The organism is Chromohalobacter marismortui, from assembly GCF_004364315.1.
Classification (GTDB): Bacteria; Pseudomonadota; Gammaproteobacteria; order Pseudomonadales; family Halomonadaceae; genus Chromohalobacter; species Chromohalobacter marismortui.
The window spans coordinates 1-13,003 of record NZ_SOBR01000016.1 but is presented as its reverse complement, the minus strand read 5'-3'; the positions used below and the strand labels follow the sequence as shown (position 1 = coordinate 13,003).

Sequence of the window (13,003 nt, the reverse complement as noted above, 5' to 3'; positions counted from 1 at the left end):
ACCGAGAGGCTTTTCTCGGTGATGAAGCCGGCGAAGTACTCGGCGCCGCGCTGCGCGCCCCAGACGAGCCATAGCCCTGCCCCGAACACCAGCGCCAGGGCGATATACGCACACGACCAAGCGGCGGCTTCCTTGAAGCTCGGCTCGTGCGGCTTGCGGACATGCGAGAAGAAATCGAAAACGAACAGCGCGATGATGCCGGCCACAGTGGCCAGCCATACCCACAGGGGAACGTGCATAGGTCTACCTCCGGTCAACGGTCAGCGTTGCCGAAGGTCTCTCCCGCTCGACATGAGTGTCGAGCCGCTGTCACCGGGGCGTTGCGCCCGTGCTGACGATGACAGCGCGAATCGACGGGCCAGGCGGCCCGCATCGGGAATACTCCCCTTCCGCTAGCGCGGCATTGTGGGGCGTGGCGCGCTGCAACGCAACGTTTATCGCTGCAGCGCAGCTGGATCCTTTCAACCCCAGCAATACACGTAGCGGTAGGCCGTTTCCGCGAGACGCGAATCCAGCCCCCAAGGCGCAAAACGCCGTACCATCTCATCGATGACATCGCGCAGCGGACGTGATGCCTCGCGAACGTTCGCCTCGATGACGGTCCCGATCGTGAACAACGCACTGTTTTCAGGACTGGTGTCATCCACGCGCGGGGTTTCCAACCATGGCGCCTTGCGTGCCAGCTCGACATCTTCCTGGGTAATCATCTCCCAACCTCCCGATACATTTGCTGTCTCGCTTGTTGTGTGTAACTCACGGCTACTTATACGACTTTAGTTCAAAGCACGAAGTTCCGCCATGCGTCACAGCGGCGTAATCGTCATGTGGTAGGGCACTTTTCCACCCTACATAAAAAACCGCCGGACATGGCCGGCGGTTTGTGGTCATGGCACATGACCGTGATGCGTCAGCTCGTGCGGGAAGCACTCGGCAAGGCAGCCGGCTGGCTCTCCCCTTCACCACGCTCGCGCAGGGTGAAGGCGCCGACGGTCTCGGCGAGTCGCTGGGACTGGGCCTTGAGCTCGGCGGCGGCGGTAGCGCTTTCCTCGACCATGGCGGCGTTCTGCTGCGTCATGTTGTCAAGATCGGTGACCGCTACGTTGACCTGGCCGATGCCGTCGCGCTGCTCGCTGGTCGCGGCACTGATCTCGTTGAGCACATCCGTGACGCGTGTCACACCCTCGACGATCTCGTTCATCGCCGTGCCCGCGCTGCGCGCCAGTTCGGCGCCGCTCTGGGTCTTGCTCGAGGCGTTGTCGATCAACGACTTGATCTCGCGTGCTGCCTCGGCGCTGCGGGTGGCAAGCTGGCGCACCTCGCTGGCGACCACCGCGAAGCCGCGTCCTTCCTCACCGGCACGCGCCGCCTCCACGGAGGCATTCAAGGCCAGCAGGTTGGTCTGGAAGGCGATGCTGTCCATGGTGGTGACGATCTCGGCGACTTGCTGCGAGGCCGTCTCGATCTCGTCCATGGTCTTGACCACATCTCCGACGACCTCGCCACCGCGCGTCGCCGACTGACTGGCCGATTCGGCCAGGCCGCTGGCCTGACTCGCCGAGTCCGCGGTATGCGAGACAGTGCTGGTCAGCTCCTCCATCGAGGCCGAGGTTTCCTGCAGACTGGAGGCGGTGGTATCCGTGCGGCCGGCGAGATCCTGGCTCGCCGAGGCGATCTCCGACGAGGCCACGCGCACCGAATCGCTGCTGTCGCGAACATCCAGCAGCACATCGTTCATCTTGTCGGCGAAGGCGTTGAACTGCGTGGCCAGCTCGGCGATCTCGTTACGTCCGCGTACCGGCAGACGCTGCGTCAAGTCACCGCCACCGGAGGCAATGTCACGCATGCGGCCGGCCAATTGGCGCAGCGGCCGCGACAGGCTACCGCCCAGCAGCCAACTGACCACCAGGCCCAGCGCGGCGATCACGGCACCGACCACGATCATGCCCACCATATTGGACTGTCGCTGATCCTCGAGAGCCGCCTGAAGATTATCGGCCCCTGCCATGACCACCTCGGCCGGCAAGCGAATCATCACCGTCCACGGCTGGCTGTCTTCCATCAGGCGGAACGGCCAATACAGTTCGATCATCGCGCCCGAAGCATCGCGCACCGGTTCGCCCGTACTCGCGCGTTCCAAGCGCGCCTGCACGGCCTCGGCGAAGACATCCTCGGCCTGTTTTCCGGCTGCTTGGGGATGCCCGGTATAGGCGGTCACGCCCCCGCGCGGTGCGATCAGTGCCATTTCGCCGGCACCGTCGTAGAGCGCGCCATTCGCCTCACGCAGCAGCCCCTGGATGAAGTCCACCGACAAATCGACCCCGGCGCTGCCCCGAAACTCGCCATCGACCATCACCGGCACGTTGAACGAGGTCACCATCAGGGTCTTGCCGTTGTAATCGTACGGCGCCGGGTCGATGACACAGGGTTTCTGGGTCTCGCGTGGGCATAGATAGTATTCGCCCTCGCGAATGCCACTGTCCTGAAGCGTCTCGCTTTCCATGGTCTTGCCCAGGGGCAGTACCTCGATATCGCCCGACTCGGTGCGATACCACCAGGGCATGAAGCGGCCATTCGGGCCGTAACCGGCGTCCTCACGTCCCGTGTAGTTGCTGTCATCTCCGAAGGCGTTGGGCTCCCAACCGATGAAGGCATCCAGCAGATCGGGGTTTTCCGCCACCGTATCGCGGACCACGTTGGACAGCTCCTCGCGGGTCAACGAGACGCCCTGCTCCTGGCCCATCAACTCGTTGAGCGAGGCGAGGTTGCGCGCCTGATCCAGCGCCTGGGTCAGCCGCGCCTTGATCCGCTCGGCCTGGGTCGCGGCCACCGCATCCAAACGCTGCTTGATATTCTGCTCGAGCAACTCGCGGGTCTGTTTGTCGACGAACTCCGCCGACCGAGAATTGGTAAAGGTCGCATAGCCGACCAAGGCTACCACCAGCACCACGATGCAAATGCCGACGAGCGTCGCGACCAGCGTACGAATCGATTTGAAATGCATGCTCACACCTCCCGCCGTGACGGCGCGGTAGCGATACATGCAGGCAGCGACGGTGCCAATACGGCGACGCCCGCCACGTGGTGGCGCAGGGAGAAGCAAGACAGCATGGAAACGATCTCGTTTGGGCTAGGGTTCGAACGGGAAAGGGCACGGAATCGATGCCCCGTGCCCCGCGTATCGGCATGTCGTAAGTAAACTTTAGGCAGCACGCCTGATCGCGCCCGGTTGTGGTGCCAGGCCTACAACACGGCAAGCATCAGGCGCACACGTCCTGCTTGTAATGACCACGGGGGTTTTGCAAACTGCCTCGCGATGGCGCGGATACGACATGCGCCCCTGACAGCGTGCCCAACGACAACAAGGAATGTGGTATGGCAGATGCCTCCAGGCGCTCCGCCCCCCAGCGAGAGGCAGGTTCATCCGCGTCTTCCGCTGCCGGAGACCGCCTGCACGATCTCCTCAGGCGCATCGCCCAACGTGATCGTCGTGCCTTCACTCAGCTGTACGAAGCCACCTCGGCGAAACTCTACGGCACCGTGCTGCGTATCTTGAAGGAACGAGGTCGAGCCGACGACGTGGTGCAGGAGGTCTACGTCACGATCTGGCAGAAGTCGGCGCAGTTCGATACCCAGCGTGCTTCGCCGATCGCCTGGATGGTCGCCATCGCCCGCCATGCCGCCATTGACGAACTGCGCCGCCGGCCCCGGGCGCCTCACGAGCCGGAAGAAGCGCTGGCCCACACGCCCGCCGATGGGCCCAGCGCCCGTGAGCACCTGGAGCACGAGCAGGACGCCAGGCGGCTGCATGCGTGCCTGGAAGCGCTCGAGGCCGAGCGCCGGGACATGGTCCGCCTCGCGTACCTGGACGGCTGGTCGCGCGCCGATCTGGCCACGCATTTCGAGCAGCCGGTGAATACCGTCAAGACCTGGCTCCATCGGGCCTTGAAGCAACTCAAGGGGTGCCTGGCACCATGACCGACCACGACGATATCGACATGCTGGCCGCCGAATACGTGCTAGGCACCCTCGACGCCGAGGAGCGTGCCGAGGTGGCCCGGCGTCGGCAGCAAGACGCCGATCTGGACGCGCGCATTCTCGCCTGGGAAGCACGCCTCGCCCCGCTCGGCGACGAGATCGAGGCCATCGCCCCGGGGCCGGACCTGCTGGCCAGGATCGAGCGTCGCATCGACGAGCTCGAGACGACTGCGCGGACGCCCCCCGAGCCGGAAGGCGACACGGACGGCACCGCTCAGGTGATCGCGCTGCGTCGCCGTCTCGGCTTCTGGCGCGGATGCACCGGCCTGGCCACGGCCGCGGCGCTGATACTCGCCGTGGTGCTGATCGCGCCGCTCGATGACAGGTCGGATGCATCGCCCTTCGTGGCCATCTTCCAGCAGGACGACCAGCAGCCGGCCTTCATGCTGTCCGTCGATCTCGACAGCCGCCGGCTCAGCGTGCAACCGGTGACCGCCGAACCGCTGCCGGACCGCAGCTATCAGCTATGGATCAAGGCGGATGCACTGGGGCCCAAGCCCCGCTCGGTGGGCGTGCTGAACGACGACTTGAGTCTGCCGGCCGACGCCCTGAGCGACTACGATCCCGAGCTGCTCAAGCGAGCCACCTTCGGCATCAGCATCGAGCCGCCGGGCGGTTCGCCCACCGGCCAGCCGACGGGTCCCGCGATTCACGGCTATCTCTACCCCACCGACCGAGACCCGGCATCACAGCATTTGTGAATTTTTTTCGCGTCACGGTGAAACCTTGCCCGGGCTCCTTGCGTAACTAAGAGCACGCCCATCGCAACGACTTCGCTCAAGATGGGGCGTGCTCAGAACTCAAGGAGAGAATGATGATGACCAAGCTCATGGCAAGCGCATTCGTATCCGCCACCCTGCTCGCTGGTGCCTCCCTGGCCCAGGCGGACATGCACGGTGACATGCACCCACACGTCTGGGCCGACGATCAATCCGTCGCCGGCGGCACGGTCACCGCGGAAAAGGTCACGGCGGCCAGCAACGGCTGGCTGGTGGTCCACCGCACCGACGAGAGCATGAAGCCCGGCCCCGTGGTCGGTCACGCCCCGCTCAAGGAAGGCGAAAACATGGACGTCACCGCGCTGCTGACCGAAGACGTCATGGCCGGCGACCACCTGATGCTGATGGTCCACAGCGAAGAAGGCGGCATGGAGCCCGGCGTGTTCGAGTATACCCTTGGCGCCAAGGCAGACGGCCCCATCAAGATGGACGGCAAGCTGGTCACCGAGACCATCACCGCGCAGTAATCGTCCTTCGGCATGCCGGAAGACGGAAGGGGCCTGCGGGCCCCTTTTTTGTGCCTTGCGCCGTGCTCGCTGGTTCATTCCGCAGGAAGCTTTTATTTCAGCACTTCCAGGGAATAGACCCAGTTGGCCATGATCGTCGATGCGGTCAACCAAATAGGCAATTTGACGGCACTCATCTATTTGTCTAAATTGTTCAAAATATTTTGAACAAACTGAACAAAAGAGCGTGCCATGCAGAAAACCGACACACAGCGCCTGGAAGAAGCGCGCGATGTCATGATCAGCGCCCTTGCCCAAAGCATGGTGGCCTACGGCGTTACGCCCTCGGTGGGACGAATCTACGCCGTGCTCTATTTCTCCGCCTCACCGCTGACACTGGACGACATCAAGGAAGAGGTCGCCATGAGTAAGGCGAGCGTCAGTACCGGTGTCCGCGAGCTGATCGATACCGGCATGGTGTCGAAGGTGTGGAAGAAGGGCGACCGCAAGGACCACTACATCGCCGAGAAGGACTTCTTCAAGAATTTCCTGAACTTCATGGTCAGGATGCTGCGCCTGGAACGCGGCATCATTCATAAGGCGGTCGAACAGACCGAGCCGGTGATGCGTGAGATCGCGGATCACGGGGCGGACAGCGAGACCAGGGAGATGGCTGCAAAAGACCAGGCCTTGGTCAGCGGTTCGAAAACGTACCTGACCTGGATCACACAGCTGGCCAATGCCATGGAGTCGGGAGACATCTTCGAGCATTTTCCCCGGCCCGAGAGCGATACGCCGCTGTCGGACCGCCATTCCCCCCAAGAGAACATCAAGCATGAAGACAAGTGAAACCGCCCTGGTCGTGATCGATGTGCAGAAGGAAAGCGGCTTCAGCCTGCGCGGGATGGACGGCGTGGTGCGCAACACCCAGCGCATGATCGAAGCCTGCCGAGCGGCCGGCATCCCGGTCATCTACACGCGCCAAATCAATCGCCGTGACGGTATCGGCCTCTCGCTCGACGAGCCCCGCCAGGCCAGCGGCGAACCGCACTTCTACGCCGATAACCGTGACAGCATCGAGATTGTCGATGAGATCCGGCCACAGAAAACCGACATCGTAATCGACAAATACCGCTGGAGCGCCTTCTTCGAAACCAGCCTGGACCTGATGCTGAAAAGCCTCGGCGTGAAGAACCTGATCATCGGCGGCGTGGTGACGGACGGTTGCCTGATGACTTCGGTCTTCGACGCCTACTTCCGCGACTACCGCATCCAACTGGTTCACGACATGTGCACCGCCTCCAACGAAGGCGCCCACATGGCCGCGATGCTCCACATGGCCAACTGGGTCTACTCCCTGGAAGTGCTGAATACCGACAACACGATCAACTGCGTGGAAGGGCACGCGTATGCCGCCTGGCAAGCGGATGACGCCGATGCCCTGCAGTTCACGCCGGAAACACTGCGCGAGACCTTCGCCACGCTTACCGCTGCTGCCAACAAACAGTGATCGAAACACTCAAACACAGGAGAACAACATGAGGTTCACACAATTATCGACATTGCTGACTGCCACATTGATGACGGCAGGCGTCCAAGCCGCCGACCAGCCTCCGCTGACCGCTGACGGTGTCGAAAACGCCACCATCACCTTCGGGATGCCGGCCTGGACCAGTACCGAAGCACCAACGGCCATCGCCGAGCAGATTTTGGAAGAGGCAGGCTACAACGTCGAAAAGACATTGCTTGCTCAACCAGCCATCTTCCAGGGCATGCAGGCCAAACAGATCGATTTTTTCATGGACGCCTGGCTGCCCTACACCGAGCAGGCACTGTGGCGTGAATACCAGGATGATCTGCAGAAAGTTGCCACCAGCTATGAAAACGTCCCGCTAGGCTGGGTGGTCCCTGCCTATGTCGAAGAAGAGATCATCGGCGACCTGGAAGGCAAGGCGGATAAATTCGGCGGCCAAATAGTGACCATCGGCGCCGGAGCGGGCATCGTAAAACTCTCCGAGCAGGTAATGGCGGATGAAGACTATGACCTCGATGGGTATCAGCTTGCCTATACCAGCGAAGCCGCCATGATGGGCGTGATCAGGGACAAGATGCCAAACAAAGAGCCGTTCATCATTACCGGATGGCGTCCGCACTCCATGTTCTCGCAATACGATTTGAAGTTCCTGGAAGATACGGAAGGACACTTCAACTATGACAACGTCTACGTCCTCTCCTATCAGGGTATCGAAGATAAATACCCGCGCGCTTACGACATCATGTCCCGCTGGAGCATCAACGTGGACGATCTGGAAGCGATGATGGCTGCATACGAAAACGACAATGTGTCATTCGAGGACTCCGCCGCCGCATGGATCAAAGATAACCGCAAGCGCGTAGACGAGATGCTCGGGTATTGATTGGATGCCTGCGTAGCAACATAGACGCAGGGCAATGCCGACGACATTTCCCTCCTCGGACCATGCTCGGCGAACACCTCGCGTCGCCGAAGGTGCCTGCATCTTGTCTCCTCGATGATCGGCCGAGGCACCCGGCCGCTTGTCGTCACGAATCGCGCCGTTACGGCGCGGGGCGTGTCAGATCGAGACTCAGCGTCACGGTGTCCTCGGTGTCGCCGGTGGACTGCGTCACGAACCCCAGCGCCGCCGCCATCTGCCGCATGGGGTGGTTGTCGCGCAGGACATCGGCGAAGACCTGGCGAATGCCGCTCTCGCGGGCGTAGTCGATAATCTGCTCCATCAGCCGATAACCGAGCCCGGTGCCTTTCATGTCACTCCGCACCATGATCGCGAACTCGGCCTTTTCCTTGTCGGGGTCGGCGGAGAGCCGCACCACGCCGACGATGGCCGAATACCCCGGCGATGTCGCCACGAAGGCCATCTCACGGTCGTAGTCGATCTGCGTCAGGCGCGCGGCGAAGGCATGATCGAATGCCTTGATGGCCGCGAAGAAACGCAGCCGCACATCCTCGGGCGAGGAATTGCGCAGCATCTCGACCAGCACGCCCTCGTCCTCGGGGCGAATGGGCCGCAGGCAATAGCGCTGCCCGGCGCGCGTCTCGATCTCTTCCTCCAGTTGCTGCGGGTACGGCCGAATCGCCAGGGGTTTGCGCTGGTCGCCCTCAGCGCGGACCACGATGCGCGCATCCAGGGCGATCACCCCGCTGGCATCCGTCAGCAGCGGATTGATGTCGAGCTCGACCACGCGCGTCAGGTCGCTGACCAATTGCGAGACTTTGACGAGCGTCGCGGTCACCGCCTCGAGGTCGGCCGCCGGGCGGTCCCGATAGCCGCGCAACAACCGCGCCACGCGCGTCGAGGCGATCATGTCCCGCGCCAGCAGTGGATTGAGCGGCGGCAGCCCCACCACCCGGTCGCCGATGACCTCGACCGCCGTGCCGCCCTGGCCGAACACGATCACCGGCCCGAAAAGGCTGTCTTCGGCGACGCCCACGATCAGCTCATGCGCCCCCGGCCGGCGGATCATCGGCTGTACGTTGAAGCCCTCCACGCGGGCCTCGGGCTGGGCACGCCGCACCGCCGCGAGCATGTCCTCGGCGGCCTGCGTGACGGCGCCGGGCGAGGCCAGATTCAACTGCACCCCACCGACATCCGATTTATGCGAGATATCCGGCGAAAGGATCTTCAGCACCACCGGAAAGCCCAGCCGCTGCGCCGCCTGGCTGGCCTCCGCCGGAGTGCGCGCCACGATGGCGGGCACCGTGGGGATATCATAGGCCGCGAGCACCGCCACCGCCTCCGGTTCGGTCAGCACGCTGCGCCCCGCCGCGATCACGTCGTCGATGACCGCCTCCGCCTTGGCCGGCTCGAGGGTGACGGCCTCAGCCAGCGCCGGGGGCGTTTCCATCAGTGCCTGCTGGTTGCGCCGGTAGCTGAACAAGTGCGAGAAGGCCCGGATGGCCTGCTCCGGCGTCTCGTAGGTGGGCAGGCGCTGCGCGGCGAACAGATGCCGCGCCTCGTCGGGCGCGCCCTCGCCCAGCCAGCAGGTCAGCACCGCCGCGTACCGCGTGCCGAGCGTCTCGACCACCGCCCGGGCCGCGTCCAGGCTATCGGCGACCGCCGCCGGACAGTTCATGATCAGAATCGCATCCGCGCCGCGTTCATCGAGCAGCGCCTCGAGGGCGAGCGCGTAGCGCCTCCCCGGCGCATCGCCCAGAATGTCCACGGGATTGGCATGCGACCACGCCTCGGGCAGCACCTCGTTCAGGCGTGCCAGCGTCGTCTCGGCGAGTTCGGCCAGGTGCCCGTTCGCGGCGGCCAGCGCGTCCACCGCCAGCACGCCGATGCCGCCGCCATTGGTGAGAATCGCCAGCCGGTCGCCCTTCACGCGGATGCCGGTCGCCAGGGTGCCAGCGGCCTGGAACAGCTCATCCAGCGTTGACACCCGCAGCATCCCCGCGCGCCGGAACGCCGCGTCGTAGACGGCATCCGCCCCGGCCAGCGCCCCCGTGTGCGATAGCGCCGCCTTGGCCCCCGCCGTGCTGCGGCCGGCCTTGACCACTACCACGGGCTTGTTGCGCGAGGCCATGCGCGCCGCCGAGAGAAACTTGCGCACCTCGGTCACCGCCTCGACGTAGAGCAGGATCGAGCGGGTCTTGGGGTCCAGAGCCAGGTAGTCGAGCATGTCGCCGAAATCGACATCGCTCATCGCCCCCAGCGAGACGACGTGCGAAAAGCCGATGCCGCGCGCCGAGGCCCAGTCGAGAATGGACGTCGCCACCGCACCGGACTGGGTCACGAAGGCGACATCGCCCTTGGCAGGCGTGAGGTGCGCGAAACTGGCGTTGATGCCCATGTGCGGCGCCAGGATCCCCAGGCAATTGGGCCCGACGATGCGCATCAGATAAGGCTTGGCGGCATCGAGCATCGCCTGCTTGAGCGCCATGCCCTCGGGGCGCGCGCCCTCGCCGAAGCCCGCCGAGATCACCACCGCCGCGCGACAGCCACGCTCGCCAAGCTCGCGGATCAGCCCTGGCACACTCTCCGCCGGCGTGGCGATGATCGCCAGGTCCGGCGCCAACGGCAGCTCGGCGATGCTGTGGTAGTTGAGGGTCGAGCGGATGGCCCGCTCGTGCGGATTCACGGTCAGAATGGGCCCCGCGAAACCGGCTTCCAGCAGATTGCGCGCCAGCACCGCCCCCACCGAGCCCGGCCGGTTGCTCGCCCCGATCAGGGCGATCGTGGCCGGGGCGAACAACGCATCCAGATTGCGAATCGACATCGGGCCTCTCCGGTCCGTTCAGCGAGCGGCAGCCATCAGGCGGTCAGCAGCATCTTGATGGCCTTTTCCGACGCGGCACGCGAGAACACCTCATACGCCTTTTCGATCTCGTCCAGCGCGAAGCGGTGGGTGATCAGGCTTTCGGCATCGATGCCGCCGGTCTCGAGAAACCGCATGAGCACGGGAATGGTATTGGTGTTCGCCAGCCCGGTGCGGACCGTGACGTTCTTGATCCACAGCTCCTCGAGGCGCAATTCGACGCTGCGGCCATGCACGCCAATGTTGGCGAGCCGTCCGCCCGGACGCAGGATGCGCTGGCAGGTATCGAACGTCTCGGGGATGCCCACAGCCTCCATGGCTACGTCGACGCCCTCACCATCGGTGAGCGACATGACCGTCTCCACCGGATCGGCACTGACGGTATCGGTCGCGCCCAGTTGCCGCGCCACGGCCAGGCGGTTCTCGTCCGGGTCGACCATGATGATGCGCCCCGGCGAATAGAAGCGGGAGGTCAATAAGGCGGCCAGCCCGATGGGCCCCGCACCGACGATGGCCACGGTATCCCCCAGCGAGACCTCGCCGTTCAACGCACCGATCTCGTGGCCGGTGGGCAGGATGTCGCTCAGCATCAGCGCCGCGGCAGGCTCCAGCCCCGGCGGCAACCGGTACAGGCTGTTGGCGGCATGCGGAATGCGCACCACCTCGGCCTGGGTGCCATCGATCTTGTGACCGAGAATCCACCCGCCATCGCGGCAGTGCGCGTACATGCCCTGCTTGCAGTAATCGCAATGCCCGCACGACGTGATGCACGAGATCAGTACCTGATCGCCAACCGCGAGACCGCTGACGGCCCCGCCAACTTCCTCGATCACCCCGATGCCTTCATGGCCCAGCGTGCGTCCCGGCGTCACCGCCGGCACATCGCCCTTGAGGATGTGCAGATCGGTGCCGCAAATAGTGGTGTGCGTCACCCGCACGATGGCATCCGTGGGTTGCTCGATTGCGGGCCGCTCCTTCTCCTTCCAGGCCTTCTGCCCCACTTCCTCATAGACAAGCGCTTTCATGTCACCCTCCCCGGGTAACGCCCACCGCGACTCGGCAGGCCCTCGCCTGAGTATAGAAAGCGCTGAGGAATGGGGATTGATCGAGGTCATGTTTTCGCGAGTGCGGCGAGGGGAATGGGTGGTGGGGACAGCTAGATATGTAATGCCCCCCTAGTTTCTGCTCACCCTACGCCGTTAATGTGGGGTATGCTCGGGGTGCCACGTAGTCCAGAGACTGATGTGGCCATTCTTCGTTGTAATACCGGACCCAGCGATTGATCACGGCCCTGGCTTGATCACATGCCACTGAATACCCTGCTGCATGCGTCTCTGATCGAACAATGCCTTCATCCTGTCGACAACCGACGTTTCAGTTACTCCTGCACCAGCGGTATTGAAATGAATCATTATCACACCCTCTTCAAGAAACGAGCTTTTTCCGACAGATAGAGCATAACCATACTAATGAACACGAGAGCACCAGCAGACACCCAGGCGAATGATGGATCATCAGTCTGCACCGTCAGGAGGGATGCTATGGCTGGAGTAAAAACAACCCCAATATTAACACCGGCCGAATGAAGCCCGAGATTTCGAGGCTTCTTTCCTTTATCAGATGATTTGCTAATGTAGTCTAGCAAGCTAGGGAAAACAATAAGTTCTCCGAGCGTCCAAATGACAGTAGCAAGAATCAACATGGGGCCTATCTGAGCCATGCCCATAATTATGAACCCCATTGATCCCAGAAAATAGCCAATAAGCATAGAGACATAGCTGGTCATGTGTTTCATATAATTATTGATTGGCAGCTCGAACAATGTGACTAGCAGGGCATTGGTGATGTACACACCACTAACCCAGTACGCTTCTAATCCTAGGCCATTGACCATGTATACGCTCAGCACCGTTGGGGGGAGTGCATAGGCCAGGTGAATGGGCAGTGATAGAACGAAAGAACTCCAAAAATAGACCGGTCGGTTAGTGCTTTCCTGATGACTCTGCTCGGGCTTTAAGTCCCCTCTAGTTGGGTGTCCCGATGGAGAAACGAGCTGACGCTGCATAACAGAGAAGTAGATTAGAGTTACAAGAACCACTACACTATTAACGTAGAACACGAAATCACTCTGAAAAGCGAAAACCAGCCCTCCTAATGCCGGACCTATGGCCATACCGATATTAATGGCCAAGCGGTTGCAGGAAAAAGCAACCTTCCGATTTTCTTCGGCGGAATACTCAATCGTCATAGAAAAAGCCGAGGGGGTGAATATCTCGTAAGCCATTCCCCAAGTGAACGTCATCAGCACCAGCGAGTAATTACTTTCTAAATGGGGGATAAAAAGCAAAACGGCGGATGCAGGTTCTGAGTGCAACACCGTCAATGTGTCGATGATGGCGCCTCATGGTACTTCGCCATCTGCTCGCTCATCATCTCAATGGGACA

Annotated in this window: 12 protein-coding genes and 1 pseudogene; 6 read left to right on the top strand and 7 right to left on the bottom strand. The window is 62.4% G+C overall.

Annotated features, from left to right (window positions below; genetic code table 11):
• The 3 genes and pseudogenes from C8E00_RS16485 to C8E00_RS16475 all read right to left on the bottom strand — a co-directional run.
• Positions 1-239 (bottom strand): annotated as a pseudogene (locus tag C8E00_RS16485) (TerC family protein); the annotation flags it as partial.
• Positions 240-461: 222 nt separating this feature from the next.
• Entirely contained in the window at positions 462-707 is a 246-nt protein-coding gene (locus C8E00_RS16480) for a hypothetical protein (RefSeq protein WP_133698611.1), read from the bottom strand.
• 200 nt (positions 708-907) lie between these two features.
• Positions 908-3,001, bottom strand: coding sequence for a methyl-accepting chemotaxis protein (locus tag C8E00_RS16475; protein ID WP_133698610.1), 2,094 nt, complete (start codon positions 2,999-3,001; stop codon positions 908-910).
• A gap of 371 nt (positions 3,002-3,372) precedes the next feature.
• Here C8E00_RS16475 and C8E00_RS16470 point away from each other — a divergent pair, with 371 nt between their 5' ends.
• The 6 genes from C8E00_RS16470 (at position 3,373) to C8E00_RS16445 (ending at position 7,677) form a co-directional block, all read left to right on the top strand.
• Complete coding sequence (locus C8E00_RS16470; RefSeq protein ID WP_133698609.1) at positions 3,373-3,975, top strand: sigma-70 family RNA polymerase sigma factor; 603 nt, start codon at positions 3,373-3,375, stop codon at positions 3,973-3,975.
• The gene (locus C8E00_RS16465; RefSeq protein WP_133698608.1) at positions 3,972-4,736 is read left to right on the top strand and encodes an anti-sigma factor; all 765 of its coding nucleotides are present in this window, start codon (positions 3,972-3,974) and stop codon (positions 4,734-4,736) included. The genes C8E00_RS16470 and C8E00_RS16465 overlap by 4 nt, the downstream gene beginning before the upstream one ends.
• A gap of 113 nt (positions 4,737-4,849) precedes the next feature.
• Positions 4,850-5,281 (top strand): DUF7282 domain-containing protein, encoded by a 432-nt coding sequence (locus C8E00_RS16460; protein WP_208291956.1) that lies wholly within the window; start codon positions 4,850-4,852, stop codon positions 5,279-5,281.
• A 231-nt stretch (positions 5,282-5,512) separates the two neighbouring features.
• On the top strand, positions 5,513-6,109 hold the full coding sequence (locus tag C8E00_RS16455) for a GbsR/MarR family transcriptional regulator (protein WP_133698607.1): 597 nt from the start codon (positions 5,513-5,515) through the stop codon (positions 6,107-6,109).
• A complete protein-coding gene (locus C8E00_RS16450) occupies positions 6,096-6,770 on the top strand; it encodes a cysteine hydrolase family protein (RefSeq protein ID WP_133698606.1) in 675 nt (224 codons plus the stop codon). Before C8E00_RS16455 ends, C8E00_RS16450 begins: the two co-directional genes overlap by 14 nt.
• Before the next feature lie 28 nt (positions 6,771-6,798).
• Complete coding sequence (locus C8E00_RS16445; protein ID WP_133698605.1) at positions 6,799-7,677, top strand: glycine betaine ABC transporter substrate-binding protein; 879 nt, start codon at positions 6,799-6,801, stop codon at positions 7,675-7,677.
• A gap of 160 nt (positions 7,678-7,837) precedes the next feature.
• Here the strand turns inward: C8E00_RS16445 and C8E00_RS16440 are convergent, their stop codons facing one another.
• The 4 genes from C8E00_RS16440 to C8E00_RS16425 form a co-directional block, all read right to left on the bottom strand.
• A complete protein-coding gene (locus C8E00_RS16440) occupies positions 7,838-10,519 on the bottom strand; it encodes a bifunctional acetate--CoA ligase family protein/GNAT family N-acetyltransferase (RefSeq protein WP_133698604.1) in 2,682 nt (893 codons plus the stop codon).
• A gap of 35 nt (positions 10,520-10,554) precedes the next feature.
• On the bottom strand, positions 10,555-11,583 hold the full coding sequence (locus C8E00_RS16435; protein WP_133698603.1) for a zinc-dependent alcohol dehydrogenase family protein: 1,029 nt from the start codon (positions 11,581-11,583) through the stop codon (positions 10,555-10,557).
• Positions 11,584-11,749: 166 nt separating this feature from the next.
• Entirely contained in the window at positions 11,750-11,869 is a 120-nt protein-coding gene (locus C8E00_RS16870; protein ID WP_166638353.1) for an integrase core domain-containing protein, read from the bottom strand.
• A gap of 103 nt (positions 11,870-11,972) precedes the next feature.
• Positions 11,973-12,935 carry an MFS transporter gene (locus tag C8E00_RS16425; protein WP_166638352.1) on the bottom strand — a complete coding sequence of 321 codons (963 nt, stop codon included), beginning with the start codon at positions 12,933-12,935 and terminating at the stop codon, positions 11,973-11,975.
• Positions 12,936-13,003 lie beyond the last annotated feature (68 nt).

Bases quoted from the DNA above. Each gene is read 5' to 3' on its own strand.
- C8E00_RS16465 (WP_133698608.1), top strand. From the start codon at position 3,972: ATGACCGACCACGACGATATCGACATGCTGGCCGCCGAATACGTGCTA.
- C8E00_RS16460 (WP_208291956.1), top strand. From the start codon at position 4,850: ATGATGACCAAGCTCATGGCAAGCGCATTCGTATCCGCCACCCTGCTC.
- C8E00_RS16480 (WP_133698611.1), bottom strand. From the start codon at position 707: ATGATTACCCAGGAAGATGTCGAGCTGGCACGCAAGGCGCCATGGTTG.
- C8E00_RS16470 (WP_133698609.1), top strand. From the start codon at position 3,373: ATGGCAGATGCCTCCAGGCGCTCCGCCCCCCAGCGAGAGGCAGGTTCA.
- C8E00_RS16450 (WP_133698606.1), top strand. From the start codon at position 6,096: ATGAAGACAAGTGAAACCGCCCTGGTCGTGATCGATGTGCAGAAGGAA.
- C8E00_RS16475 (WP_133698610.1), bottom strand. From the start codon at position 3,001: ATGCATTTCAAATCGATTCGTACGCTGGTCGCGACGCTCGTCGGCATT.
- C8E00_RS16435 (WP_133698603.1), bottom strand. From the start codon at position 11,583: ATGAAAGCGCTTGTCTATGAGGAAGTGGGGCAGAAGGCCTGGAAGGAG.
- C8E00_RS16455 (WP_133698607.1), top strand. From the start codon at position 5,513: ATGCAGAAAACCGACACACAGCGCCTGGAAGAAGCGCGCGATGTCATG.
- C8E00_RS16440 (WP_133698604.1), bottom strand. From the start codon at position 10,519: ATGTCGATTCGCAATCTGGATGCGTTGTTCGCCCCGGCCACGATCGCC.
- C8E00_RS16445 (WP_133698605.1), top strand. From the start codon at position 6,799: ATGAGGTTCACACAATTATCGACATTGCTGACTGCCACATTGATGACG.